A 23227-nucleotide genomic window follows, 5' to 3' on the forward strand; every position below is an offset into this window, starting at 1 on the left:
TCATTTTCAGACAGGGGCGGGAATAAGCCATACCGAAGCCAGCGACTAGTTCTACTGTCCTTTCAGACGGAGGGAACGGAAATAAACATAGCCCGCCCAATCGGGTGGACAGACTATGAATCTTCGGTGCCCTGAGGTGGAACTGCTAACAACGAAATGGGGGGGAGCGGGGGCAAAGTCAATAATTCGAGTCTGGCATAAGTAGATAAGGATTGCCTAACCTAATACTGTTTCAAGTTATGTTCCCGATCGGGAATCGGCAACGGAAGCGAGGCGGCGACGATGAACAGAAAACGTGGATCGACCAGAGAACCCCTCTCCGGAGGGGGAGTCGGGGACGCGGGCCCGGACGGGACGGGCGACGGCGACGCCGTGGCATCGCAGACGGACGATGGGCGGTTGGTACACGTCGCACCGGTCGCAGCGGGTGGCCGACCATCCACCCGCGATATGCTCGGCGGCGCCATCGTCGAAGTGCGGCGCAACCCGGTGTCGTCGCAAAGCGGAATCGGCTACGAATGCCCGGACATCGACGTCGTACGCGAGGTGTGCCCCTCGATCCTCGGATATTCCTACCACGTCGCCTTCGATGCTCTCCCCGATGAGTCGGTGGAGAAGATCCGCACGTCGAGACTGTACGCGATGCCCGTCGTCTCCGGTCTGCTCGCCCGTCTCGGGGCGGCCGTGACGTCGCGGAAGGCGCGGGCGATGCGGGGTCGGCGGCCGAGACAACCGTCGTCCGGGCGACTGGCCCGGGTTCCTACAAAATGACCGCGGCCATTGCCGCCGCCACCGTTGCGTCGGTCACGGGGAAGCCGGTCGCGCCGGGGTGCCGGGATCTCGTCGGCCACCCCCGGCTCCTCGAACCGGTCCTCGCCTTCGCCCGCGATGCGGGCATCCATATCGAAACGCCGCATGACAACCCGACCACGGGGCCACTGCCGGCAGCGGCCCACTGCGACACCAAAGAAAAGGAGAAACGATGACGGATCAAGCTGAACGGGGTGCGGCGATCGTCGTCCGCGACCTCACGAAGAGCTACCCGATTGCGGGCAAAGCCGGCACCGCGCCCGAAGGCGGGGCAGGTGCTCCGCCGGACGGCGGGCGTAAGGGAAAGCGCGGCGCCCGGATGCGCAAGCATGTGCTCGACGGCGTGAGTTTCACCGTGCCCGCCGGGTCGATCGTGTCGTTCCTCGGCCACAACGGCGCAGGCAAGACCACCCTCATCCGAATCCTGTCGACGCTCATCACCGCAGACTCCGGCGAGGTGAGCATCTTCTCGCGCGATGTGAAAGAGGATCCGGCGGGCGTGCGCGCCGACATTGCCACCACCGGCCAATTCGCGGCGATCGACGAGAACCTCACCGGCCGGGAGAACCTGGAGTTCTTCGGGCGTCTGCGCGGACTCGACCGCGCCGACGCGGCCGCCCGCGCGACGGAACTGCTCGCGCAATTCTCGCTCGCGGACAGTGCCTCGACGTTGGCGTCGGCCTATTCGGGTGGTATGCGGCGCCGCCTCGACATCGCCGCGTCGCTGTGCGTCGTGCCCAGGTTGCTGTTCCTCGACGAACCCACGACGGGGCTGGACCCGGTCAGCCGCGAAGAGTTGTGGGGCTTCATCCGGCAACTGCGGGACGACGGAATGACCCTGGTGCTGACCACCCAGTACCTGGAAGAGGCGGAGGCGCTGGCAGACCACGTCCATCTGCTCAAGGACCGCCGCATCGTCGCCAGCGGAACGCCGGAGGAATTGCGTCGCGACTTCGGGTCGCACGTGCTCCGCGTGTCCTTCGCCACCGCCGCCGGGGCGGAGGCATTCGCCCGCTGCCTAAGGGGAGCGTGTCTGGACCGCGCCCGCGTCGCGGGGAAGATGGTGTCCCTCGACGTCGACCCCGGACCGCAGGTCCTCGAGGCGGTGGCGCGGGCGATGGAGGCCTCGGAAGCGTTGCCGGATTCGCTGAGCGTGTCGCCGCCCACCCTTAACGAGGTGTTCATATCGATGAACGCGGGGGGTGCGGCGCGATGAGTGCGACGTCGGTCGCGGCGTTCCTCCGTCGGGATCTGCTGCTGTTGCGACGCAACACCGCGTCGCTGATCTCCATGTTCGTCGTTCCTCCCCTCTTCCTGCTGTGCCTGTACGCGGTGTTTGGGTACTCAGCAGGGCAATCCGGCTTCGGGTACCTGCGTTTCGTGCTCGGCGGCTGCCTGTTCCAGGCGGCGATGTTCACCGCCGCGGCGTCGGCGATGGCGGTGGGACAGGACGTCGAATCCGGGCTCGTCGACCGTGTGCGCGTGTTGCCCGGGGCCACGGGCGGCTATGTCGCCGGCAGGCTCGCCACCGATGTGCTGCGGATGTCCGCGTCGATCGCGGCGCTGCTGATCGTCGCGTGGGCCTGTGGCCTCGACATGGCTCTCGGTGACGTCGCGTGGACAGTCCTGTGGTCACTGCTCGCTGCCGCGGTCCTGTCCCTGGTCACGGACGGGGTGATCCTGATGGTGCCCGCTCCGGTGTCGACGGCCTCATCGATCCAGGCGCTGGAAATGCTGCTGCTCATGTTCTCCACCGCGTTCATTCCGACGACCGCTGTGGACGGCTCCCTGCGCGACATCGTGCGCCACATGCCTTTTTCGCCGGTGATCGAGGTGATCAGGGCGGCGTCCCCGGGCGCCTTCCCGAATCACGCCGGGGAAGAGGCCGCCCTGTGGCTCGGTGTCGCGACGGTCGTCGGAATCGTCCTGTTCATCCGCCTGTTCACCTCGAGGAGCGAATCATGATCGACGCCATTTTCGTGCATCTGCGGCGCATCGTCCACACTTGGCTGCGGCGCCCTGACTTCTGGTTCATGACGTTCATTGCTCCGCTCGTGTACCTGTTCATCGTCAACCGCATGTTCGGTAGCCTGGTCAGGCAGCTCACCGGAGAGTTCGAACTCCGGAACGCGGTCATCCTTGTCGTAACGGCGTGGGCGTTCATCTTGGCCATCACGGGATCGTCCACCGTGTTCGTTGAACGCAGCAATGGCCTCCACGAGCGGTTGATCACAATGCCGGCACCGTACGCGGCCGTGCCGACCGCACGGATAATCGCCGAGTTCATCCGGATCATGGCGATGACGATCGTCGTCGCGGCGGTGGCCGCCTTGCTTTCCGACGGCCCCCTGGAGGTGTCCTGGTGGTGGAGGATCACGGTGACCGGCGCGATGGTTGCCGCGGCGGCCGCATGCACCGGCACGTACATCGCGTTCTCCATCACCAGCCCCCAGGGATCCGTGGCCCTTATCCCGTTGATAATCGTTGCGATGTTCGTCAACACGGTGCTCATGCCCGCCGACCACTTCCGTCCCCTCCTGCGCGGAATCGCCGGGCACACCCCCGTATCCGCGGCCGGCGAGGCCGTCAACGGTACCGGGGCTGCGGGTCTGGTGGTCTGCGCGGCCTGGTTCTTTGGTATCGCCGTGCTCGCGGCGTGGGGCATCGCCGTGAAAACGAGGCCGGGGGAGTCTGCATGACGGCCCGCGAATCCGAGCATCTAACCCGAAACCGCCGCGTGGACGCGGCCCACACACCCGGAGACAGAACCAGATGAAGTCGATCGCCCAGATCGTCCAGAACAACCGCAGGCTCCTCGCGGCCTACGAGGACAAGGTCCAGCCGAGGTTCCTAAGCCGCTATGCGCGCGAACCGATGGACGCCGCCGCCGTGTACCGGAAGCTCCGTGCGCTGGATCCCGGGCCGGATGCGCCGGCCCGGGTCCTCGACCTCGGTTGCGGAACCGGGTGGCTCGCCCGCACGCTCGCCGCTGAGTCTCGCTATCGCAGGGCGAACATCGTCGGCTACGACCTGTCGCCCAATGCGATCCGCATCGCCCGCGAACGCGCCGCCGCCGACGGGCTCGGGGCCCGGACGGAATTCCACGTTGCCGACATCCTCACGCCGCTCGCGGGAGAGCCCGGCGGGGCCTGTGAAATCTGGGTGTGTGGCGCGCTCCACCAAATGAAGGATGCGGGAGCCGCGCTCGGCAGGGTCTCCGGGCTGCTCGCCGACGGCGGCATCGCTTACGTGCAGACGTTCGTCGAGGATCCCGACGTGAACGAGCGGGTCGACATGGCCGTCATGGCGAAGATGGGCCACCGGGTGTTCCGGGGCAGCGAGCTCGAGGACCTCGCCGAAGCCAACGGGCTGAAGCTGGACGGAGCCTCACGCGCCGGCATGGTGTATTTCTGCACTCTCGCGAAGAAAAGCGCGATCGGGGAGGCGGGGAAGTGAGCGCCGTGGACGGGACCGTCGGCCCGTGGTCGCTGCTCGCCCCGATCCGGACCCGGATGCGTGCGGTGGTCGCGTTGTCCGTCCTGTCGTCGGTGGCTACCGTCGCTTCGCTGGTCGGCATCATCGACATCGCGATGACGTACCCGGAGGCCCCGGTGCATCGGACGTGGTTGGCCGTGGTTGTCATCGTCGTCGCCGCGACGGTGCGAATGGCTGCGGACGGCGCCGCCGGCATGCTCTCGCACCGGGCGGATAACGACCTGCAGCTCCACCTCCGGCGCCGGTTGGTTGCCCATATCCGGAAGCTGCCGCTGGGTTGGCTGGACGCCCGGCGCTCGTCGGGGATCATCGGGTCGGTTGAGAAGGACGTCGCGGCTGTCCACCAGCTCATGGGCCACACCGTCGGCGAGACCGTGGTGGCGGTGCTGGTTCCCCTGCTTTCCCTCATCGCGCTCGTCGCGGTCGATTGGCGGATCGCGGCGGTGGCGGTCGTCCCGGTGCTGGTCACCTTCGCCCTGATGGGCGTGATGATTTCGCGCGGAGCCGGTCTTCAGCGCGACTACGAGCGAGCCTCTGAAAAAGTGACGGCTGCGGTCATCGAGTTGGTGCGCGGCATCCCGGTGATGAAGTCCTTCGGACGCGCCAGCCAGGGCGCGGGCCGCTACGATGCCGCGGCGTCGTCGTTCGTCCGCGCGTGGTCCGCCTGGTCCCGGCAGTCGAACATCTATCTCGGGCTCATCGACGTGGTGACGTCCCCGATCACGGTCCTCGCAGTGGTGTGCGGCGCCGGCCTCGCTTTGAGGGACACCGCGGGCGGCAAACCGGAGGGTCTCGTCGCCGGGCTGGTTCTCGGCCTTGGACTCTCCGCGGCGATCGTGAGGGTGGCTATGAACTCCGAACCCATCATCGCGGGGATCGCCGCCCTGAAGTCCATCGCGGAGGTGCTGGGCACGCCGCCGATCACCGAGTCCGCCGAGCCGGTGCCCGTGCACGGAGGCGCGCTCGAGGTCCGGAACCTGGTCTTCTCCTACGGGGATGGGCCGCGGGTCCTCGACGGGATGTCCGCGACGTTCGAATCGGGGGCCCTCACGGCGCTGGTGGGACCCTCCGGTTCCGGAAAGTCCACCGTCGCCCGGCTGTTGGCGCGTTTCCACGACCCTGTCGAAGGCTCGGTGCTGCTGGGCGGCGACGATCTTCGCGACATCGCCGTGCGCGACGTGCACCGTTCGGTGTCGGTGGTGTTCCAGGATCCGCAGTTGCTCACGCTGCCCTTGCGGGAGAACATCCGGCTGGCCAGGAGAGACGCCACCGACGGCGAAATCATGGCGGCCGCGAAGCTCGCGAACCTCGATACGGTCATCGCGGCGCTGCCGAAGGGCCTGGATTCGGTGGTCAACGTCGACGTAACCTTTTCCGGTGGTGAGGCGCAGCGCGTGGCCATCGCGAGGTCGATTGTCACGGACGCGCCGGTGCTCATCTTCGACGAGGCAACCGCTTACGCGGATCCGGCTTCCGAGGCCCTCATTCAGTCCGCAATCGAGCGTTTGGCTCGTTCGCGGACGGTGATCGTGATTGCGCACAGATTGAGCACGATCCGCAACGCTGACCGCATCCTCGTTCTCGATGGGGGAGCGGTCGCGGAGGCGGGCACCCACGACGAGTTGCTTGCGCGCGGTGGCCGCTACCGGGATCTGTGGCGCGCGTTCGCCCTCGACGACGAACCATCCGCCCCGCGGGGCACTGAAGCAGACGATGAAAAGGCAGGGAACCGATGATCCGGGACTTGTGGTCGATGACGGATCGGCACTCGAAGATGACGCTGGCGTGGCTCATTGCGTTGGCCGCGCTTGCCGCGCTGGCACAGGGAGCGGCGTTCGTCGCGCTGCTGCCGCTGCTGTCGGCTCTGGCCGAGGGAGATGATGCGACGGCGTGGCGTTTCACCGGCGTCATCGCCGGCCTCGCGGCCGCCCATGCGGTGCTGTCCCTCGCCGCGGGGACGGTCGGCAGGGCGAATTCCGCAGCGGTGCTGTCGTCCCTGCTGCGTTCCCTGGGCGAACGCGTGCTGACGTTGCCACTCGGGTACGTCACCAAGTCCACGGCCGGCCGCTTTTCGGAGATGGCGTCTTCGGGCATGGCGTTCGCGGCGTCCGTGCCGCACGTGATCCTGCGGCCCGTCATCGCCGCTGTGGTTACGCCGACCGTCATCGCTCTCGGAATTCTGGCGATGGATTGGCGCGTCGGGTTGGTTCTCGTCGCGTCGGCGCCGGTGCTCTTCTTCGCCTACCGGGCCATTGGCCGGGTCGGCGGGGAGTCGGACGAAGCGCATGCTGACGCCGTCGCTGCCGTCTCCGGCAGGCTGATCGAGTTCACCCGCGGCCAGCAGGTGATTCGCGCCGCGGGCGACGGTTCGGCGGCGGACGCGATGGTGGATGAGGCGATCCAGGCCCAACACGATGCGTTCGCGAAGGCGACGTCGACGCAAGGCGCGGCCATCGGACGGTTGGGCTCGGTCGTCCATGCGGTGTTCACGGCGGCGGTGGTCGTCGCCGTGGCGGTCGCCGCGACGGGCGGGATGTCACCGGCGCATTTGGCGCCGATGCTCATTGTGGTCGTCCAGTTCACCGGACCGATCACCACGGCGGGAGCGTTGTCCGGCGGTTTCGGCGCGGGCCGCAACACGTTGGCTGCGCTGCGTGAGCTGCGGGCGATCCCCGTCCTTCCCGAGCCTGCCGCACCGGAGCTGCCCGACGGGCATGACGTGGAGTTCCGCGGCGTGAGCTTCGGGTACGGGGAGAAGAAGGTCCTCGACGGCGTCAGCTTCCGTGCGCCTCAGGGAGCGCTGGTCGCCATAGTGGGACCTTCGGGGGCGGGCAAGACGACGGTCATGCGGCTGCTGTCGCGGTTTCATGATCCGGACTCGGGGGAGATCCTCATTGGCGGGGTGCCCTTGCCTCGGATCGGCACCGACGGCGTGAACTCGCTGGTGACCCCGGTGTTCCAGGAGACGTTCCTCTTCGACGCGTCCGTGCGGGACAACGTGGTCTTCGCCGACCCCGGATTCGGTTCCGGGCCCGGCGACGGAGACCGCTTGCGCGAGGCCGCCCGGCGATCCGGGGTGGACCGCATCGTGGAGCTGCTGCCTTCCGGGTGGGATAACCCGGTGGGGGAGGAGGGGACGCTGCTGTCGGGAGGCGAGCGGCAGCGCGTCGCCATCGCCCGGGCGCTTCTGAAGGATTCCCCGGTGGTGCTTTTCGACGAGCCGACGTCCTCGCTGGATGCGGCCACTGAGCGGGCGATTGTTGGCACGATGGAAGCGTTGCGCGGCGATCGCACCGTGATCGTCGTCGCCCATCGCCTGCACACCGTCCGCGATGCCGACCTCATCGTCGTGCTTTCGGAGGACGGGACGGTCGCAGAACGGGGCACGCACGATGAATTGCTGGCGAAGGGCGGCCGCTACGCCGAGTCGTGGACGTGCCGGACGGGAGGCTCCCCGGGCGCCTGATCCTCGTCCGTCGAGGACCATCGCTCCGGTCCGGTACCGGTGCAGTGGTCCCGCCACGCCGTCCCGGTCAGCGGGTCCTCGACGATGCCCTGGGCGACAGGGTCGTAATTGAAGCCGTAGTGCTCGGTGCGGTGGGCGGGGCACACGTCTTGGACGGTGATGTTGGTGACGCCGGGTTCCCGCACGAAGGAGTTTTAGTGGGGGAGCACGGCATTGTCGTGCCGCGTGCCCAGGAAGGTGTACCGCACGCCCGGTCGAGTGATGTCGCCGATGGTCAGCTCATTCAGCAGCATGGAACCGGAGATCTGCTGTTCCCAGGCAAGCGCGTTCGTTTTGCCGGCGTTTCGGGAGTATCCGTGGCGCATCTCGGGGTGGACGTCAAAGCGATCGGCTGCGCTGTGCGCCCGGGGCCCGTGGTTCGAGGCACCGGTACCGATGAGCTGTTCGACGACCCTGTCCCCGCCCAGCTCCCGGATGTAGTGGTGGGGCAGGGGTCCGCTGCCCTGCGAATACCCGACGAGGTTGACCGCCGGGGCTCCGGTCGCGGCCAGCACCCGGTCGACGACGGAATCCAGTGTTTTCGAGCTGTGGCGGATGTCGCCGCTGAACACGGCCCATTCGACGGGGTGTCCATCGACGACGAGCGGGTTGTCGGTGAACGTGTAGGCGCACAGCCCGGCCCGGGCGAGGCGGGACGCGAGGCCCGCCCATTTCGCGTAGGCGTCCTCCCCGGTCCCGGGAATGAGGATGACGGGCAATTCACCGTCCCGGGGCGGCACCGGAAGTCGTTGGTGCCGGGGGCACCAGACCGGGTTTGGCCATGGACAGGGCCCGGACGGCCGCGGGTGAGGTTTGCCGGCGGCCGGGCCACCGGTCGGGAAACCGCCGTCCGACAGCGACGAGGGGATTCTCGTTACCTCGTCGGGGGTGTTCCTATATAGGTTGTCAACTCCGTGGGTGGGCTTGTTGGGGGTGTGAAGGGTTTCTGCTTCGTCTCGTAGATGTTGTTTTGGGTACCTTGAGGAGCCGGTTGGGCTTGCTGTGCAATCGGCTTGGATGGGGGTCTGGTGGCTTTAGGCTGCTGCAGCCTCCTGAGCTGTAGAGATGTCTCGGTAGTGCTCGCCGTTTCGCATCATGGAGAAGAGAGCGTTGAGGCGTCGGCGTGCGAGTGCGACGACTGCGGTGTTGTGTCTTTTGCCTTCTTTGCGTTTTCGTTCATAGAATTGCCGGGAACGCTCGTGGAATCTGGTCGATGCAGAAGACGATTGCCATAGGGCGTTCTTTAATTTTTGTTGCCAGCGCGGTTGGGTGAATTCGGCATAATGGACGTTCCTGATTGATTTGTCCGTGGTGATAGGCCTGTATAGGACGCTAGGTGCGCTGCATCGGGGAGGTCGGACATATCGCCAACAGTCATGAGGATCTGTGCTGCGCTACGTGGGCCGATGCCGGGCATGGATAAAAGAATCTCGGTTTGAGGAATGTCTTGAATGAGCTTGAGTACCTGTGCTTCTATTTCCTTGCGATGTGCTAGTTTGGCCAGTGCGTCTTTGGCGGACATTGCTACGCTAAGTTCGGGGTATTCTGCGCCGGCAATGGACACGGTCTGTGTGTGGATGGCAGCAAGCATGGCATGGATGACAGGCTCGGGATTGCGCGCTTTGTGACTGCGCGCAAAGGCTGCTAGGCGTGTTTTACCGATGCGTCGAATCTTGGTGGGGCCGCCGTATTTTGCAAGTAGGTGGAGGATCCATTTTCGGTGAATCATCTGTCCGTGCAGGACATGGTCGAAGGCAGGATTGGTTCCCACGAGCGCGGATCGCATCTGGTTAATTAGGCGTGTGTAGGCTCGGGCGAGGTCTTCGTCGATACCGTTGAGAACTTTTGGCTGGGTAAAGACTTCCTCAACGCGGTCGACGCTGCGCAGGGCGTCTGGAAGGTTAAGACCGGCATGGGCGATGACGTAGGCGTCGCGTACATCGGTCTTGGAGTTGCCGACGTGGATGCGAGAGAGCTGTCGCATCGCAAGCCCTGGTAGATAGCGATCGTCTGCCCTATGTGTTGGGCGACTGCGACGGTTAATCGGCCGATGTTGTTGGGTTGATCGACAATGACAAGGACCGAGGTGTTGTCGGCGAGGAATTGGCCGAAGAGCTTGCGTAGCGAGCCTTCATGCTGATTGATGCGTTTGGGCAGGACTTGTCTGCCTTGGGGATCGAGGACGCAGGCGTGGTGGAAGTATTTGCCGACGTCCACGCCAATGACGAAGTCATAGGCCATGGGTGTGTTCCTCCTAGCGATGAATTAGAAGTTGGACTATTTGAGCTTCATCGCTGGGGGTGGTCGGACATACTTAGTACTGGCATCTACATTACTGTGAGACCTCATACCACCTGGGCTGGGTCAGGTTCCTATTGAGCTGTTTGAGTATGTCACTGTCTTCGGCGGCATCACCCCCGGATCATTTTCAGACAGGGGCGGGAATAAGCCATACCGAAGCCAGCGACTAGTTCTACTGTCCTTTCAGACGGAGGGAACGGAAATAAACATAGCCCGCCCAATCGGGTGGACAGACTATGAATCTTCGGCGCCCTGAGGTGGAACTGCTAACAACGAAATGGGGGGCGATGTTGGACGGGAGCGGCATCTACAAGGTTGCGCGGCAGCGCGCCGAAGAGATGTTCGGCTCGCAGGTGCTGCATCCTTTTGGTCCCGACTGGGACGTATTCAAAGTACGCGGCAAAATTTTCTTGCTGTTGACAGCGGTGACCGGTCAACAGCAAATGATCATTAAGGCCGAGCCGGAGGACTGCCAAGCGCTACAGCAGCAGTATCCATTCATTGCGCCGGGCTACCACATGAATAAACGGCATTGGGTTTCCGTCTATCCACACGCAGAGCTGCACCAACAGCTGATAGAGGAGTTGGTCACGGATTCTTATCGTTTGGTGGTAGAGAAGCTGCCGAGAAGGCAGCGGCCGATCGAGCCGTCCTCTGGACACTAAGGCCTTTGCGTTTAGGACAGTGACGAGTCACTTTAGAATTAAAGCCAAGTTGATAGAATAAATCCCATGACCGAGCGCGATGACTACTGGCTGGATGATGAAGAACTCACATCATTTATGTCTCTAATGAGCGTAAATATTCGCTTAACCAATATTTTGGATGCTCAGCTGCGCGATGACGCAGGCTTGAGCTTTTTTGAATATACAGTGCTATCTCGGCTATCGGAGGCGGAAAGTCGCGAGATGCGTATGCGCGATTTGGCGATTACCGCCAATGGATCTTTGTCCCGCTTGAGCCAGGTCGTTACGCGCCTAGAAAAGCAGGGGTGGGTCGTGCGCCAGCCGTGCCCGACTGATGGCCGCACCACCATGGCAAAGCTCACGGATAGCGGCTGGGACAAAGTAGTAGAGACTGCGCCTGGACACGCTAAGCAGGCGCGGAAGTCCGTCATGGATAACCTCACCCGTACGCAGATTCGCCAGATGCTGCAGATTAATCAGCGGATCATTAAGGCCATCGAGAATGATGAGCGCTACGGCGGGCGCTATTAAGTAGCGAAACGAGCAGGGCTATTTCTTGGGATAGCCGCGGCGGCCCGAGACGGTTTTATCGAAGGGGATCCAAAACCGTAGGTCCGCTTCCTGGTTTTTGGAGATACCGATACGCGGTCCGCGCACCCATTCTGGTTCGGTGGTTCGCTCGACAAGCTGTATCGGGTGGTGGTTGTCTTCGAGCGTGAAGCCGAGGGCCTTGCCGAGGTTTCCCGGTCCGCGGGCGAGGTTATGAAAATCGGTGGTGCCACGGCGGGCGAAGGCGGTGTCGGCGCCCTCGATGATTTCACCGCCACGCAGCAGACAGCCCTGGCCAGTGCCTTCAGGGGCACAGACGATATTGACGTTGCGGTGGATGCCGTAAGAAATATAGACGTAGAACCTGCCCGGAGGACCGAACATGGCCGCATTACGCGGGGTTTTGCCATTGAAGGTGTGTGCCGCGGAGTCCTCGGCGCCTAGGTAAGCCTCGACCTCAGTGAGGCGGATGCTCACCCCGGCATGGGTGAGGGTGCAGCCGAGGAGTTGGGGAGCGACGGCGTCGGCAGTCAGGGCAAAATCAATCATTAACCACGAGCGTAGTAGCGCTTACCTGCCACGGGGGTGCGCAGGAGGCGATCCAGGCTCACAGGTTCGAGGCCCTTGGCGCGCAGGCCATCGATGACACAATCGGCGGCGTCCACGGTGGTGGGGTGGATATCATGCATCAAGACGATGGAGCCGGCGCGGGCACCCTGCACGGCCGAGGAACAGACGTGCTCAGAGTTGCGGTCTTTCCAATCCACGGTGTCGACGTCCCATAGCGCCTGGGAGACGCCCTTATCGCGGGTTACCTGATCCACGGTGGCGTTGGTAGCGCCGTAGGGCGGGCGTACCCAGCGCGTGCCCTGGCCGGTGGCCTTCTTAATAGCGGCGTTGCCGGCGTCGATCTCTTGGGATACCTGCTCGTAGGACAGCGTATTGAGTTGGCGGTGGCTCTTGGTGTGGTTGCCGATGGTGTGGCCCTCGGCCTTCATGCGTTTGAGGAGCTCAGGGTGCTGCTCAGCACTAGGGGCGAGAACCATGAAGCTTGCATGCGCGTTCTTGGCCTTGAGCTTGTCCAGCAGGCGGTTGGTTTCGGCGCCTGGGCCGTCGTCGTAGGTGATAGCTACGCAGTTGGCACAGTCGACGCCACCACTATTGCGCGTCTCTGTTTTCTTCTCCTGGGCCGGGGTGGGCGCCTTCTGTTTAGGAGCCTTTGGGGAGAAGGCCTTGGAGGAGATGTCCTCGACCTGCGCGCGGGCGTCCTCGATGCGGTGGTTGATGTCATCTTGGATATTCGAGCTGGAGGACACAGGCAGCTGTGGAATCTGCGGCAACTGTGCGTTAGCGGCCGCCGGAACGGCAGCGGCGACGAGCACGGTGAGGGCGGAGGTGAGAATGCGGCGCATAGTCTTCCTAAGGATGAGGGAAAGTGGACACGATGTGCCCATGACCCTAGCGGCTGCGTGTAACTGAAGTGATAGGACATGCCTACAGTGACCAAAGTGATTTGAGTGGTTCAGGTTTGGAGTTACTTCGCCTGCGGTAGTAAAGTACTTAGGCACTGGGGCATTAGCTCAATTGGTAGAGCATCTGCTTTGCAAGCAGAAGGTCAGGAGTTCGATTCTCCTATGCTCCACAGCATGAAGTCCGGCTTCCTCTTCGGAGGGGCCGGACTTTTTACGTGGTGGGGCTCAGGGGGTTGAGTTAGCGATTTTCGTCCATACAAACCGTGGTTTTCGTCGACGGTTGTGCTGGTTTATATGGACGAAAATCGTGATCTGCGAAAGAAGAGGGCGGAAGTGTGCAAGGTCGCGGGGAGAATCTTTCAGTACAGTGAATGGGGAATCATTACTGTCCCGCGATACCACTAGGAGACCAACCATGACCGCCAACGTTCGCTACAGCGATCCCTTTACCTCCGCAGATAAGGAAGTTGCGGCGCCGGAGGGCGCGGAATTCGTTGTGGTGCGCAAGCGCGGCGAGGCTGCGGTAGATGGTGAGGTTGTGAGCTTTCACAGCACCCGCGAAGATGCGCGTGAGGCGGTTATGGCTGGCCTGACCGAGGAATTTAAGACGGCCGTGGATAACGAGCCGATTTACGTCACCCACGCCCGCCTGCGTTCGCTTTAGAAGCGCTTGACCATCACAAAGTGATCCTCGTGGCTGCCCACGTGCTCGAAGCCGAGGTGTTCATAGAGACCCTTGGCACGGGGATTATCGGGGTGGACGGCTAGCGAGATGCCGGGGGCGCGCAGGGTCTGGGCGAGGGAAATGGCGGCGGCGATAAGCGCGGTGGCAATGCCCTGGCCCTTGTAGCGTGCCTCGACCGCGATGGCGAGCTCCGGAATGGCGGGCTCGACAAAGCCAAAGCCGTGATTGTCCTCCGTACCCCAGTTGAGCCACACGCCGCCCGCCGGGACGAGCTCCTGCCAGGCGATGAAACCGCCCTGGTTGGGATCCCAATTTTCCACGTAGAAGGCAAAATCATCGGCGAAGTCGGGGGAGAGCTCGCCGTGCTCGTCACCGAAGGTATCGGTAAGGAAATTGAGGCGGGCGAGGTAGGTGCGGTCAGATTCCTGCGTTGCGCGAAGTTCCATAAGATCCACGATAGACGGCGGGGCAGCAGCGTGGGGTGGGCATGCGAAAATCCCCTCCGCACAGGCTGGTGACCTGCGGGGAAGGGATTGTGCTAACGCTTAGGCTAGGTGGTAATTGCGGACGTCGTGACCGTTAAACTCGCGTTCGATGCCGGCCTCATCCACGGAGTGGAAGGTGGTTCCGTTATCGATGGCGAAGCGCAGGTTGTCCACGCGAGAGGAAGGGTCTTTGGACACAGCACCCGCCGGGAAGTAGTACGTTGAGCCGTCTTTGAGCTTGACGGTGAGGGACTCAAAGCTCATTGTTCATCTCCTTGTAGAAAGATCCCTAATGTGGGAATTCAATCAAGAGATTTTTGTTTAGGCAAAGCAATGAGATCTAGACAACGCTACGCATACCCCCACGGCGGGGTGGTAAGCGTATTTATTCCTAGGTTTACAGGCGGTGCTTGCCCTCGTTTTGGTGGTCATCGGTAACGCGGGTGGTATCGGCCGGCTGAGCTGCTTCTTCCTCGCGGTGCTTGGCCAGCTGCTCATCGATGGAACCGAGGAGCTCCTCATCGCGTACGGCACCTTCTTCAACGAGGTCAGACTGGGTGTCATTCTCGCTGGTGGAGGTGTAGACCAAGGTGGACTCCGGAGCGGTGTGGGAATCGGCCTGGAAGTCATCCACGCGCGGCGGGGTCTGGGAAGGTTTGTCGTTGGAGCGCAGCCAGTAGTAGGCACCGCCGGCCGCAGCGGACAGCAGGGCGATGATGCCGGCGAAGATCCAGCCCTTAGAGGACTTCTTATTCTTCTTTTGCTTCTTGGCTACCTTGGCGGACTTCTTCTTGAGGTTCTTCTGGGCCTTCTGAGAATCCTTCTTTGCCTGCTTGCGGGCCTTCTTAGCCTTCTTGGTGGCCTCTTCCTTGGCGTCGTTCAGGCGCTCGGTGGCGTCTTCGCGGTAGTCGTTGAACTCCGCCAGGGCGCGCTCGAGGCGGGAGTGTGCGGCGCGGGTAACGGCGCCTGCTTGGCGGCGCGGCTCGGCGAAGGTGCTGTTATCGCGCTCGTCCATCTTCTGTGCGGCCTCTTCTAGGGCGGTGTAGGCCTCGCGGGACTTTTCTTCGCGGTAGTTATTGAACTGGCTCCACAGGTTCGATGCGGTCTTAAAGGCCACGTTTAGCGTGGTGGGGTTCATGGGGTGGAACACTCCTTAACTCAGATTTATCAATTCGCTTTCACCCAGCATAGTGACGTGGTGGTTGGTGTACCACCGTTGGCGTCGTGGCGTGCAGGGGGAACGCGCTAGAAATAGACCGCTTGGTTCAGAATTAACGATTATTATTCACCCGATTTTTCGCCAACCTCGCAGTTTGCAGGCTTGCAAAGGTATCACCATTGCAGACTCGCTACCGCGCAAACTGAACAGCTTGGTACGTTTTTCTCAACACACCAACGACGACCAGCAAAGGAGGTGACCATGAGCCCGCGACTTTCGGCTTCTGCGCCCTTGGACTATGAAAGTGAAGAGGAAGCACATGCGCCCGAGCGCCTTGCCCTTTCCTTTGAGGTGATCCCGCCGCGCCACGATGCCGATGCCGCCAAAATCGACCGCTTACTAGAAGTCCTGGAAAGCTATCACCCTGATTACATCGCGGTGACCAGTTCCCAGCGCTCCGGTTGGTTGGAGGGAACCGCGGCCTTCATTGAGAAGATTTCGCAGAACACCTCTATGCGTCCCCTGGCGCACCTGGCCTGCACGGCCGGGACGCGCGCCGAGCTCATCGGGTGGATTAATCGCTTGGTGGATGCCGGCGTGCGCGGCCTGCTGGCCCTGCGCGGCGATCTCCCCGAAGGGGGCATGCCCGAGCACTACCTGCAACATGCCGATGAGCTGGTTCGCCTCATCCGCCAGCTGGAAAGCCACCAGGCGGCCCGCTTTGCCGCCGGCCGCCTCGCGGTGAGCGTGGCGTGCTACCCCAGCGGCCATGCCGAATCCAAGAACGAGGACGAAGACTTCGACGTCCTGCTTAATAAGCAGCGCCTCGGCGCGGACTTCGCCATCACCCAGCTTTTCTTCGATGCGGAGGACTTTCTCCGCTTCGCCCAAAAGGCGAAATTGGCCGGGGTGAAGATCCCCCTCATTCCGGGGATTATGCCCATGACCAGCCTGCGCCGGTTGGAGCGAATGGGGCAGCTGTCCGGGCTGACCGTACCCGAGAGGGTGCGCAACCAGCTCGCGGCAGCGACAACCCCAGAAGAGGAATACGAAATCGGCATGGAGCTTACCGCCCAATTGGCCCGCACCATCGTGGCCGGCGGCGCGGACGGCCTCCATATCTATACCCACAACAACCCGGACATTACGCAAGACCTGTTATCTCGAATCGGAGTAGACAATGACCAACACTAACTTCCCCCAGGCGACGATTGAGGGCTACCCTCGCGTCGGCGCTAACCGTGAACTTAAGCGTGCGCTGGAATCCTACTGGGCCGGGCGCATCGATGCGGAAACCTTCGAGTCCGCCGCACATTCCCTGCGCCTGGATACTTATAACCGCCTGCGCGACCTGGGCCTTACTGAGGACTACGCCATTCCTGCTGACGTCGCCTACTACGACCAGGTGCTCGAGACCGCACTGACCGTTGGCGCCGTGGCCGGCGAGACCCTGGATGATGAGTTCACCTTAGCCCGCGGCAATAAGGACACCGCGCCGCTGGAAATGACCAAGTGGTTCGACACCAACTACCACTACATCGTCCCGGAAATCGCCGATGACCAGGACTTCAAGGCGCACCCGCAGCGCGTTATCAAGCTGGTAGAAGAGGCCCGCGCGGCAGGCCATACCGTGCGCCCATACCTCGTCGGCCCGGTTACCCTGCTGGCCCTGTCTAAGCAGGCAGAGGGTGCTACCAAGTCTCCGCTCGACCGCCTGGATGATGCCGTCAAGGCATACCAGGAGGTACTGGCCGAGCTGGATAAGTCCGGCGTGAAGTGGGTACAGCTGGCCGAGCCTGCCCTGGTAGCGGACCTGACCATTGCCAATGATGAGGAACTGGCCGCCCATACCAAGCGCGCCTATGAGGCCATTTTGGGCGCGGACAACCGCCCGCAGGTATACCTCACCACTCCGTACGGTTCTGCCCGCAAGGGCCTCGACGTTCTGGCGGAGCTCAAACCAGAGGCTGTCCAGGTGGACCTTTCCGTAGGCACCCTGGCACTCGATGAGGGCTACCTCGAGCGCGTGAAGAAGCTGAACTCTCACGTGGTTGCTGGGCTTATCGACGGCCGCAATGTCTGGGCCGCCAACCTACGCGACCTGCGCTCCAAGTACGAAGACCTGGAGGACAGCCTCGATTCCCTTTCCGTGTCTACCTCCGTATCCCTGCAGCACGTGCCACACACCGTGGAGGCGGAAACCAAGCTGCCGGCCGACGTCGCTACGTGGTTCTCCTTCGCCAACGAGAAGGTCAAGGAAGTCGTCGCCCTGTCCCAGGGTCCGCTAGAGGCACCGGAGGCATATAGCATCAGTGACCGCGCAGTGCGCACCCGTGCCGAATCCGAGCGCATCCACAACGCGGCGGTGAAGGCGCGCATCGAAAAGCTGCCGGCCGGCGAGGTTAAGCGCGAGCCTGCCTTTGCTGAGCGCAACGAGGCGCAGAAGGAACTAGGCCTGCCGCAGCTGCCAACCACCACCATCGGCTCCTTCCCCCAGACCAAGGAGATCCGCCAGGCGCGTGCGGCGCACCGCAAGGGCGAGCTTTCCGACGCCGACTACAACGCCGCCCTCAAGGACGAAGTCAAGTCCGTCATTGAGCTGCAGGAGCGCCTCGGCCTCGACGTCCTCGTCCATGGCGAGCCGGAGCGCAATGACATGGTTCAGTACTTTGCCGAGCTGCTCGATGGCTTTGTCACCACCGAAAACGGCTGGGTCCAGTCTTATGGCTCCCGCTGCACCCGTCCGCCAATCGTTGTGGGTGACATCTCCCGCCCGGCTGCGATGACCACCGAGTGGTCCAAGTACGCGCAGTCGCTCTCGGAGCACCACGTCAAGGGCATGCTCACCGGTCCGGTGACCATCCTGGCCTGGTCCTTCGTGCGAGATGACGTACACCAGTCCGTCTCCGCGGATCAGCTCGGCGTCGCGCTGGCAGATGAGGTGCATGACCTGGAAGAGGCCGGCATCGACATCATCCAGATCGACGAGCCCGCCCTGCGCGAGCTGCTGCCGCTGCGCGAGGAAGACCGCAAGGCCTACCTGGACTGGGCCGTGCGTTCCTTCCGCCTGGTAGCCCTCAAGGCCAAGCCGACCACCCAGATCCACACCCACCTGTGCTACTCCGAGTTCGGCCAAATCATCGATGCCGTTGCTGGGCTGGATGCCGATGTCACCTCTATCGAGGCGGCCCGCTCCCGCATGGAGCTGCTGGAGGATATCGACGAGACCTTCCACTCCGAAATCGGCCCGGGCATCTACGATATCCACTCCCCGCGCGTGCCTTCCGTGGCGGAGATGGCCGAGCTCATCCGCGCCGCGCTCAAGCACGTGCCGGTCGAGCGCCTGTGGGTTAACCCGGACTGCGGCCTGAAGACCCGTGGTTACGAGGAGACCGAGGCTTCCCTGCGCAATATGGTGCTAGCTCGCGATGAGGTGCGCGAGTCCCTCTAAATCCTCCCTTATCGCACCACAATCCCGGCCGGGTAAAGAATAAAAGTTCTTACGTGGCCGGGATTTCGCGCTGTGCCTTGCGGCGCTTATTGATCCAGCCGATGATCATCGGCAGCACGGAAATTGCCACCACGATCAGCATGATGATGTCGATGGAGTGGGCGATGCCCGGGATGCCGCCCAGCAGGACACCGACGAGCAGCATGGAACCTACCCAGCCCACGCCGCCGAGGATATTCCAGCGCAGGAACGAGGAGTAGCCCATTTCTGCGGTACCCGCGGCGAAGGGGACGAAGGTGCGCACAATCGGCACGAAGCGGCCCAATACTAGGGCTACCGGGCCGTGGCGCTGGAAGAAGTCTTCCGCGCTATCGAGGTGTTCGGTGCGCAGGACGCGGGCATCGTCCTTGAAGAGCTTGCGGCCAAAGCGGCGGCCCAAGTAGAAACCCACCTGGTCGCCGGCGAAGGCGGCCACCGCGGCCACGACAAAGAGCAGCCAGGCGTTGATATCGAGTTCGTGGCGCAGGATGGCCGCGGTTACGAGCAGTGAATCACCCGGCAGGAATGGGAAAAGCACGCCGGACTCGATGAAGATGACGACGGCGACGCCGAGCAAGATATAAGGTCCGAAACTCTGGAGCAGCGAGCCCGCGTCCATGAGGTTGTGGAGGGAGGACAAGAAATCCATGTGCGGATCCTTTCTTAGTAGCTCTTTTAGTATCCTCCGCAAACTGCAAAGTGGCTGCGAATCCGCTGGGTGTCCGAATGGAACCGGTATGTTTCTTTTCTCCTCCTAGCTTCCGGGTAAGAAACATCACTAGCGTGGGAGTATGAACCACTCCGCATTCCGCAATAGTCAAGACACTTTTCTCTCCGACGCCCTCGCTGGGCTCATCGCTAACCACCCCGATGCTCGCTGGCACGACGTCGGCTTCATCGGCCGCACCACGCCGCTGCGCACCGCGGACGGCGATCCGGCAGTGGCGGTGATTTCCGGTGGCGGTTCCGGTCACGAACCGATGCACGCCGGGTTCGTCGGCCAGGGCATGCTCGCAGCGGCCTGCCCGGGACTGCTGTTTACCTCCCCGAACGCGGTCCAGGTCAGCGAGGCCACCCAGTGGGCCGACCAGGGCAGGGGAGTAGTCCACGTGGTGAAGAACTACACCGGTGACGTCATGAATTTCACCGTCGCCCGCAACGCCGCCGAGGCGGTAGATACCCGCACGGTGCTGGTGGCTGATGATATTGCCACCGATGGCAACGAGGACGGCCCCGGCCGCCGCGGTACCGGCGCGACCATCCTGGTGGAAAAGGTCGCAGGCGCCGCCGCCTACCGCGGCGATGACGTGGACACAGTCGCTGAGTTGGGCAAGCGTGCCGCGGAGAATTCCCGCAGCATGTCCGTGGCGCTGGGCGCCGGCTTCATGCCGACTACCGGCCGCGAAACCTTCGATCTCGAGTCCGGCCAGATGGAGGTGGGCGTGGGCATTCACGGCGAGCCGGGCACGCACACCGAGCAGGTGGGTAGCGCGAGCGCCATAGTGAACCAGGTCCTGGAAAAGATCGTGCCCGCCCTGGACCTGGGCCGCGGCGATGAGGTGGTGTGCCTGGTCAATGGCCTCGGCGGCACCACCCCGCTGGAGTTGAGCCTGCTCTTTGGCGAGGCCTCCGCGCAGTTGGCCCAGCGCGGCATCACCGTCGCCCGGTCGTTGGTGGGCTCCTACGTCACCGCGGTCAATATGCACGGCGCTTCCTTTACGCTGCTCAAGGCGGATGCGGAGCTGCTCGAGCTTATCGACGCCCCCACCTCCGCCCCCGCCTGGCCCCATACCCTAGGCGGCGCCAAGGCGGTGGAACCGGCCACCATCACCTTCCAGGATGAACTGCCCAGCGAGGGCGAGGAGAACCAGTGGCTCACCGCCTTTGTGAAACGCCTCCAAGCTTCCTTTGAGGCGCTGACCGAGCTAGACCGCAAGGCCGGTGACGGCGACTTTGGCCAGAACATGGAGGAGGCCTTCGGCGGCATCGAGCTTCCCCTGCGTGGCACCGATACCGAGATCCTCACCGGGCTGGCCAAGCGCCTGCTTGTCCTCGCCGGCGGTACCTCCGGGGCCGTCTTCGGCACGCTCTTTACTGAGCTGGCCCGGGCGGAGTCGCTGGCGGATGGGCTTACTGCCGCGGCCGACCTCATCCACGAGCTTGGTGGCGCGAAGCGCGGCGATCGCACCATGCTCGATGCCCTCATCCCGGCCGCCGAAAAGGCCCGTGAACTGGGGACGAAGGATCCGGATGCGGAGACTTTGCAGGCGCTTTTCACAGCAGCCCATGCCGGCGCCCTCGCTACCGAGGACCTCGCCGCGAAGAAGGGCCGCGCCTCCTACCTGGGAGATCGCAGCAAGGGAGTAATCGATCCGGGCGCCATCGTAGTCAGCTGGCTTTTCGGGGGAGAACCTCTTTCAACGCGCTAAGCGAGCGCAGATCCCCATTGCCGCCACGGTCGAGGTGAAGCGCGTGTAGCCCCGCCGTGCGCGCGCCCTGCACATCGTTGGTGAGGGAATCGCCCACCATAAGCGTGTCCGCGGGGGCCGTACCCAGCTGATCGCAGGCGGCGAGGTAGGCCTCCCGCTGCGGTTTGGGGCAGTCGAGGTCGACGGCGGGGATGAGGTGGACGTCGGCAAGCGCAAGGCCTGTCGCCTCCAGCTTTGCCTGCTGCATCTCGCGCTCGCCATTGGTGAGCACGCCCACTTGGAAGCCGGATTCAAGGGCCCAGGTGAGGGTGGGCAGGGCGTCGGCAAAAGCGCGCCACTGCTCCCGGTAGGCGGAAAGATAGCCGTCATAAGCGGTCAACGCCTCGGCATCGCTCATCTCCCGGCCGAGGAATTCGCGGCAGCGCGCCGCCCGCTGGCCTTGGTGGGTGACCTCGCCGCGCTCGTAGGCGCTGAACCACTTGCGCTCGATGGCCGCAAAGCGCGCATGCTGACCCTCGGGCAGGCCCAGCTCGCGGCACCACTGATCCACCGCGTCCCGGGCCGCGCCGGTGTGGTCGAGCAAGGTGTCATCCAGATCAAAAAGTAGCGCGCGAATCATGCCTTCAGGCTAGCGCGATCGCTGACAGCGTTATGTCATGCGCGGCAGGCGCGCGTTAAATTCTTTACAATGGCTGGCATGACTCAGAAGACCGCAACTGCAACGATGCATACCAACTACGGCGACATTGTTATCGATCTCTTCGGTAATCACGCACCGGTAACCGTTGAAAACTTCATCGGCCTGGCCAAGGGCGAGAAGGACTACTCCACCCAGAACGCAAAGGGCGAGCAGTCCGGCCCGTTCTATGACGGCGCAATCTTCCACCGCATCATCGATAACTTCATGATCCAGGGCGGCGACCCCACCGGCACCGGCCGCGGTGGCCCGGGCTACCAGTTCCAGGATGAGTTCCACCCGGAGCTGCAGTTCGACCGCCCATTCCTGCTGGCCATGGCCAATGCCGGCCCAGGCACCAACGGCTCCCAGTTCTTCATCACCGTGGCGCCGACCCCGCACCTGAACAACCACCACACCATCTTTGGTGAGGTTACCGATGCTGCCTCCCAGGAGGTTGTGTCCAAGATCGCCAAGGTTGATACCGACCGCATGGACCGTCCGCACGAGGACGTTGTTATCGAGTCCATCGATATCGCGTAATCGCCTTTTCCCTCGGGCCCGTCACCGCATTATCCATGCGGCGGCGGGCTCGTTGCAGTTTTACCCCGAGCCATCCACCACTAGACCCCGCCTCAAGGACTGACAACTTCATGACCACGGTGAGAAACTATCTCCGTACTACCCCGGCGACCGCGCTCATCGCCGCCGTCTGCATTATTTCCTGGCTCATTACCGCCGTGCAGGCCCGCACGCTAGGAGCCACCTTCTATGATTCCCCGCTCGCAGCGGATTGGGGCCTGTGGGGACCGGATTATCCCTTCCGCCCTCAAGCTGCGCTGTCTTCGGAGTTTATGCACCTAGACGCGGGCCACTTGGCGGTGAATATGGTCATGCTCTTGCTCATAGGCAGGGAAGTGGAGCGGGCGCTTGGCACTGCGCTGTACCTCGCCGCCTACCTCATTTCTTGCCTCGGCGCGTCCGCCATGATCTTGAAATTCGACTTCAATACCCCCACCGTAGGCGCTTCCGGTGCGCTCTTCGCGCTCATGGCCATGCTGGTGGGTGCTTACCGCCAGCGCGGGCTCGATCTCCGCGCGCCCATCGCCCTCGTTCTGGCGAATGTGGCCTATACCTTTCTAGCCGATGGCGTATCCCTGTGGGGGCACTTGGGTGGGTTGTGCACAGGCATCGTGTTGAGCCTTTTCCTCTATCGAAAAAGCCCCACCCTCCGCTGGGGCGGCGTTGCTGCGGTGGCCGCGGTAATCCTCGTGCTCTTAGCCCACCAAGCTGGGTTTTGGGGATAACTGTGGAATTTGATCACCGGAAAGCGTGTGCGAAAGAATTCCACAATGGTTATCCACAATGTGGATAACTACATTTTTGTAATTTACCGAACGTCTTTCCGGAGTTTTCCCTGATCGCGCTGGTCTGGGCCGTGTGAAAGTGTGAAAATCAGCTTGTGGAAGCCCGTGAAAACAGTTA

Annotated in this window: 25 protein-coding genes, 1 tRNA gene and 1 pseudogene; 17 read left to right on the forward strand and 10 right to left on the reverse strand. The window is 63.0% G+C overall.

What is annotated here, in order from left to right:
- Window positions 1-372 precede the first annotated feature (372 nt).
- The 8 genes from QP934_RS09425 to QP934_RS09460 all read left to right on the forward strand — a co-directional run bounded on the left by QP934_RS09425 (window position 373) and on the right by QP934_RS09460 (window position 7771).
- Window positions 373-771 carry a hypothetical protein gene (locus QP934_RS09425; RefSeq protein ID WP_284844495.1) on the forward strand — a complete coding sequence of 133 codons (399 nt, stop codon included), beginning with the start codon at window positions 373-375 and terminating at the stop codon, window positions 769-771.
- The gene (locus tag QP934_RS09430; RefSeq protein WP_419127391.1) at window positions 768-986 is read left to right on the forward strand and encodes a hypothetical protein; all 219 of its coding nucleotides are present in this window, start codon (window positions 768-770) and stop codon (window positions 984-986) included. The genes QP934_RS09425 and QP934_RS09430 overlap by 4 nt, the downstream gene beginning before the upstream one ends.
- Window positions 983-2026: an ABC transporter ATP-binding protein gene (locus QP934_RS09435; protein ID WP_086589202.1), complete on the forward strand. Its 1044-nt coding sequence runs from the start codon at window positions 983-985 to the stop codon at window positions 2024-2026. The genes QP934_RS09430 and QP934_RS09435 overlap by 4 nt, the downstream gene beginning before the upstream one ends.
- Entirely contained in the window at window positions 2023-2775 is a 753-nt protein-coding gene (locus tag QP934_RS09440; RefSeq protein ID WP_005325973.1) for an ABC transporter permease, read from the forward strand. Before QP934_RS09435 ends, QP934_RS09440 begins: the two co-directional genes overlap by 4 nt.
- On the forward strand, window positions 2772-3509 hold the full coding sequence (locus tag QP934_RS09445) for an ABC transporter permease (RefSeq protein ID WP_005325972.1): 738 nt from the start codon (window positions 2772-2774) through the stop codon (window positions 3507-3509). Before QP934_RS09440 ends, QP934_RS09445 begins: the two co-directional genes overlap by 4 nt.
- A gap of 73 nt (window positions 3510-3582) precedes the next feature.
- A complete protein-coding gene (locus QP934_RS09450; protein ID WP_034668635.1) occupies window positions 3583-4266 on the forward strand; it encodes a class I SAM-dependent methyltransferase in 684 nt (227 codons plus the stop codon).
- Window positions 4263-6041, forward strand: coding sequence for an ABC transporter ATP-binding protein (locus QP934_RS09455; protein ID WP_238801895.1), 1779 nt, complete (start codon window positions 4263-4265; stop codon window positions 6039-6041). The genes QP934_RS09450 and QP934_RS09455 overlap by 4 nt, the downstream gene beginning before the upstream one ends.
- A complete protein-coding gene (locus tag QP934_RS09460; protein WP_238801894.1) occupies window positions 6038-7771 on the forward strand; it encodes an ABC transporter ATP-binding protein in 1734 nt (577 codons plus the stop codon). The genes QP934_RS09455 and QP934_RS09460 overlap by 4 nt, the downstream gene beginning before the upstream one ends.
- Window positions 7772-7965: 194 nt before the next feature.
- Here QP934_RS09460 and QP934_RS09465 read toward each other — a convergent pair whose 3' ends face one another.
- From QP934_RS09465 to QP934_RS09475, 3 genes and pseudogenes are all read right to left on the reverse strand, one after another.
- Window positions 7966-8529: an esterase/lipase family protein gene (locus tag QP934_RS09465; protein ID WP_419127392.1), complete on the reverse strand. Its 564-nt coding sequence runs from the start codon at window positions 8527-8529 to the stop codon at window positions 7966-7968.
- Window positions 8530-9053: 524 nt separating this feature from the next.
- Complete coding sequence (locus QP934_RS09470; protein WP_366512281.1) at window positions 9054-9596, reverse strand: IS110 family transposase; 543 nt, start codon at window positions 9594-9596, stop codon at window positions 9054-9056.
- 30 nt (window positions 9597-9626) lie between these two features.
- Window positions 9627-10051: pseudogene (locus QP934_RS09475) on the reverse strand (IS110 family transposase); the annotation flags it as partial.
- Window positions 10052-10398: 347 nt separating this feature from the next.
- Here QP934_RS09475 and QP934_RS09480 point away from each other — a divergent pair.
- Both QP934_RS09480 and QP934_RS09485 read left to right on the forward strand, forming a co-directional pair.
- Window positions 10399-10776 (forward strand): MmcQ/YjbR family DNA-binding protein, encoded by a 378-nt coding sequence (locus QP934_RS09480; RefSeq protein WP_005326232.1) that lies wholly within the window; start codon window positions 10399-10401, stop codon window positions 10774-10776.
- 66 nt (window positions 10777-10842) lie between these two features.
- The gene (locus tag QP934_RS09485) at window positions 10843-11328 is read left to right on the forward strand and encodes a MarR family winged helix-turn-helix transcriptional regulator (RefSeq protein ID WP_419127393.1); all 486 of its coding nucleotides are present in this window, start codon (window positions 10843-10845) and stop codon (window positions 11326-11328) included.
- Window positions 11329-11346: 18 nt separating this feature from the next.
- Here QP934_RS09485 and QP934_RS09490 read toward each other — a convergent pair whose 3' ends face one another.
- The gene (locus QP934_RS09490) at window positions 11347-11895 is read right to left on the reverse strand and encodes a DNA-3-methyladenine glycosylase (protein ID WP_419127394.1); all 549 of its coding nucleotides are present in this window, start codon (window positions 11893-11895) and stop codon (window positions 11347-11349) included.
- The gene (locus tag QP934_RS09495) at window positions 11895-12758 is read right to left on the reverse strand and encodes a polysaccharide deacetylase family protein (RefSeq protein WP_239282812.1); all 864 of its coding nucleotides are present in this window, start codon (window positions 12756-12758) and stop codon (window positions 11895-11897) included. Before QP934_RS09495 ends, QP934_RS09490 begins: the two co-directional genes overlap by 1 nt.
- Window positions 12759-12915: 157 nt before the next feature.
- Here QP934_RS09495 and QP934_RS09500 point away from each other — a divergent pair.
- Both QP934_RS09500 and QP934_RS09505 read left to right on the forward strand, forming a co-directional pair.
- Window positions 12916-12988: transfer RNA gene (locus QP934_RS09500), tRNA-Ala, on the forward strand.
- A gap of 245 nt (window positions 12989-13233) precedes the next feature.
- Complete coding sequence (locus tag QP934_RS09505; RefSeq protein ID WP_150851191.1) at window positions 13234-13482, forward strand: hypothetical protein; 249 nt, start codon at window positions 13234-13236, stop codon at window positions 13480-13482.
- Here QP934_RS09505 and QP934_RS09510 read toward each other — a convergent pair.
- The 3 genes from QP934_RS09510 to QP934_RS09520 all read right to left on the reverse strand — a co-directional run bounded on the left by QP934_RS09510 (window position 13479) and on the right by QP934_RS09520 (window position 15126).
- Entirely contained in the window at window positions 13479-13949 is a 471-nt protein-coding gene (locus tag QP934_RS09510; protein ID WP_419127395.1) for a GNAT family N-acetyltransferase, read from the reverse strand. The two genes, QP934_RS09505 and QP934_RS09510, sit on opposite strands and share 4 nt — an antisense overlap.
- A gap of 99 nt (window positions 13950-14048) precedes the next feature.
- On the reverse strand, window positions 14049-14252 hold the full coding sequence (locus tag QP934_RS09515) for a hypothetical protein (RefSeq protein WP_005326240.1): 204 nt from the start codon (window positions 14250-14252) through the stop codon (window positions 14049-14051).
- Between the two features lie 133 nt (window positions 14253-14385).
- On the reverse strand, window positions 14386-15126 hold the full coding sequence (locus QP934_RS09520) for a hypothetical protein (RefSeq protein WP_419127396.1): 741 nt from the start codon (window positions 15124-15126) through the stop codon (window positions 14386-14388).
- 282 nt (window positions 15127-15408) lie between these two features.
- Between QP934_RS09520 and QP934_RS09525 the strand changes: the two genes are divergently transcribed.
- Together QP934_RS09525 and metE are read left to right on the forward strand one after the other, a co-directional pair.
- The gene (locus QP934_RS09525) at window positions 15409-16341 is read left to right on the forward strand and encodes a methylenetetrahydrofolate reductase (RefSeq protein WP_419127397.1); all 933 of its coding nucleotides are present in this window, start codon (window positions 15409-15411) and stop codon (window positions 16339-16341) included.
- A complete protein-coding gene (metE, locus tag QP934_RS09530) occupies window positions 16328-18598 on the forward strand; it encodes a 5-methyltetrahydropteroyltriglutamate--homocysteine S-methyltransferase (RefSeq protein WP_419127398.1) in 2271 nt (756 codons plus the stop codon). The genes QP934_RS09525 and metE overlap by 14 nt, the downstream gene beginning before the upstream one ends.
- Before the next feature lie 49 nt (window positions 18599-18647).
- On the opposite strand, the gene QP934_RS09535 is transcribed toward metE, so the two are convergent.
- Window positions 18648-19286, reverse strand: a complete 639-nt coding sequence (locus QP934_RS09535; protein ID WP_419127399.1) for a DedA family protein — start codon at window positions 19284-19286, stop codon at window positions 18648-18650.
- A 142-nt stretch (window positions 19287-19428) separates the two neighbouring features.
- On the opposite strand from QP934_RS09535, the gene QP934_RS09540 reads away from it, so the two are divergent.
- Complete coding sequence (locus QP934_RS09540; RefSeq protein WP_419127400.1) at window positions 19429-21066, forward strand: dihydroxyacetone kinase family protein; 1638 nt, start codon at window positions 19429-19431, stop codon at window positions 21064-21066.
- Here QP934_RS09540 and QP934_RS09545 read toward each other — a convergent pair.
- Complete coding sequence (locus QP934_RS09545; protein WP_419127401.1) at window positions 21026-21685, reverse strand: HAD family hydrolase; 660 nt, start codon at window positions 21683-21685, stop codon at window positions 21026-21028. The two genes, QP934_RS09540 and QP934_RS09545, sit on opposite strands and share 41 nt — an antisense overlap.
- Window positions 21686-21754: 69 nt before the next feature.
- Here QP934_RS09545 and QP934_RS09550 point away from each other — a divergent pair, with 69 nt between their 5' ends.
- Both QP934_RS09550 and QP934_RS09555 read left to right on the forward strand, forming a co-directional pair.
- On the forward strand, window positions 21755-22285 hold the full coding sequence (locus tag QP934_RS09550; RefSeq protein ID WP_005326254.1) for a peptidylprolyl isomerase: 531 nt from the start codon (window positions 21755-21757) through the stop codon (window positions 22283-22285).
- A gap of 110 nt (window positions 22286-22395) precedes the next feature.
- Window positions 22396-23049 (forward strand): rhomboid family intramembrane serine protease, encoded by a 654-nt coding sequence (locus tag QP934_RS09555; protein ID WP_419127402.1) that lies wholly within the window; start codon window positions 22396-22398, stop codon window positions 23047-23049.
- The last annotated feature ends 178 nt before the right edge of the window (window positions 23050-23227 follow it).

Source organism: Corynebacterium sp. MSK122 (genome assembly GCF_030229435.2).
GTDB classification, from domain to species: Bacteria; Actinomycetota; Actinomycetes; order Mycobacteriales; family Mycobacteriaceae; genus Corynebacterium; species Corynebacterium marquesiae.

Bases quoted from the DNA above. Each gene is read 5' to 3' on its own strand.
- QP934_RS09430 (WP_419127391.1), top strand. From the start codon at position 768: ATGACCGCGGCCATTGCCGCCGCCACCGTTGCGTCGGTCACGGGGAAG.
- QP934_RS09435 (WP_086589202.1), top strand. From the start codon at position 983: ATGACGGATCAAGCTGAACGGGGTGCGGCGATCGTCGTCCGCGACCTC.
- QP934_RS09440 (WP_005325973.1), top strand. From the start codon at position 2,023: ATGAGTGCGACGTCGGTCGCGGCGTTCCTCCGTCGGGATCTGCTGCTG.
- QP934_RS09445 (WP_005325972.1), top strand. From the start codon at position 2,772: ATGATCGACGCCATTTTCGTGCATCTGCGGCGCATCGTCCACACTTGG.
- QP934_RS09450 (WP_034668635.1), top strand. From the start codon at position 3,583: ATGAAGTCGATCGCCCAGATCGTCCAGAACAACCGCAGGCTCCTCGCG.
- QP934_RS09460 (WP_238801894.1), top strand. From the start codon at position 6,038: ATGATCCGGGACTTGTGGTCGATGACGGATCGGCACTCGAAGATGACG.
- QP934_RS09470 (WP_366512281.1), bottom strand. From the start codon at position 9,596: ATGCGATCCGCGCTCGTGGGAACCAATCCTGCCTTCGACCATGTCCTG.
- QP934_RS09480 (WP_005326232.1), top strand. From the start codon at position 10,399: ATGTTGGACGGGAGCGGCATCTACAAGGTTGCGCGGCAGCGCGCCGAA.
- QP934_RS09485 (WP_419127393.1), top strand. From the start codon at position 10,843: ATGACCGAGCGCGATGACTACTGGCTGGATGATGAAGAACTCACATCA.
- QP934_RS09490 (WP_419127394.1), bottom strand. From the start codon at position 11,895: ATGATTGATTTTGCCCTGACTGCCGACGCCGTCGCTCCCCAACTCCTC.
- QP934_RS09495 (WP_239282812.1), bottom strand. From the start codon at position 12,758: ATGCGCCGCATTCTCACCTCCGCCCTCACCGTGCTCGTCGCCGCTGCC.
- QP934_RS09505 (WP_150851191.1), top strand. From the start codon at position 13,234: ATGACCGCCAACGTTCGCTACAGCGATCCCTTTACCTCCGCAGATAAG.
- QP934_RS09510 (WP_419127395.1), bottom strand. From the start codon at position 13,949: ATGGAACTTCGCGCAACGCAGGAATCTGACCGCACCTACCTCGCCCGC.
- QP934_RS09515 (WP_005326240.1), bottom strand. From the start codon at position 14,252: ATGAGCTTTGAGTCCCTCACCGTCAAGCTCAAAGACGGCTCAACGTAC.
- QP934_RS09520 (WP_419127396.1), bottom strand. From the start codon at position 15,126: ATGAACCCCACCACGCTAAACGTGGCCTTTAAGACCGCATCGAACCTG.
- QP934_RS09525 (WP_419127397.1), top strand. From the start codon at position 15,409: ATGAGCCCGCGACTTTCGGCTTCTGCGCCCTTGGACTATGAAAGTGAA.
- metE (WP_419127398.1), top strand. From the start codon at position 16,328: ATGACCAACACTAACTTCCCCCAGGCGACGATTGAGGGCTACCCTCGC.
- QP934_RS09535 (WP_419127399.1), bottom strand. From the start codon at position 19,286: ATGGATTTCTTGTCCTCCCTCCACAACCTCATGGACGCGGGCTCGCTG.
- QP934_RS09540 (WP_419127400.1), top strand. From the start codon at position 19,429: ATGAACCACTCCGCATTCCGCAATAGTCAAGACACTTTTCTCTCCGAC.
- QP934_RS09545 (WP_419127401.1), bottom strand. From the start codon at position 21,685: ATGATTCGCGCGCTACTTTTTGATCTGGATGACACCTTGCTCGACCAC.
- QP934_RS09550 (WP_005326254.1), top strand. From the start codon at position 21,755: ATGGCTGGCATGACTCAGAAGACCGCAACTGCAACGATGCATACCAAC.
- QP934_RS09555 (WP_419127402.1), top strand. From the start codon at position 22,396: ATGACCACGGTGAGAAACTATCTCCGTACTACCCCGGCGACCGCGCTC.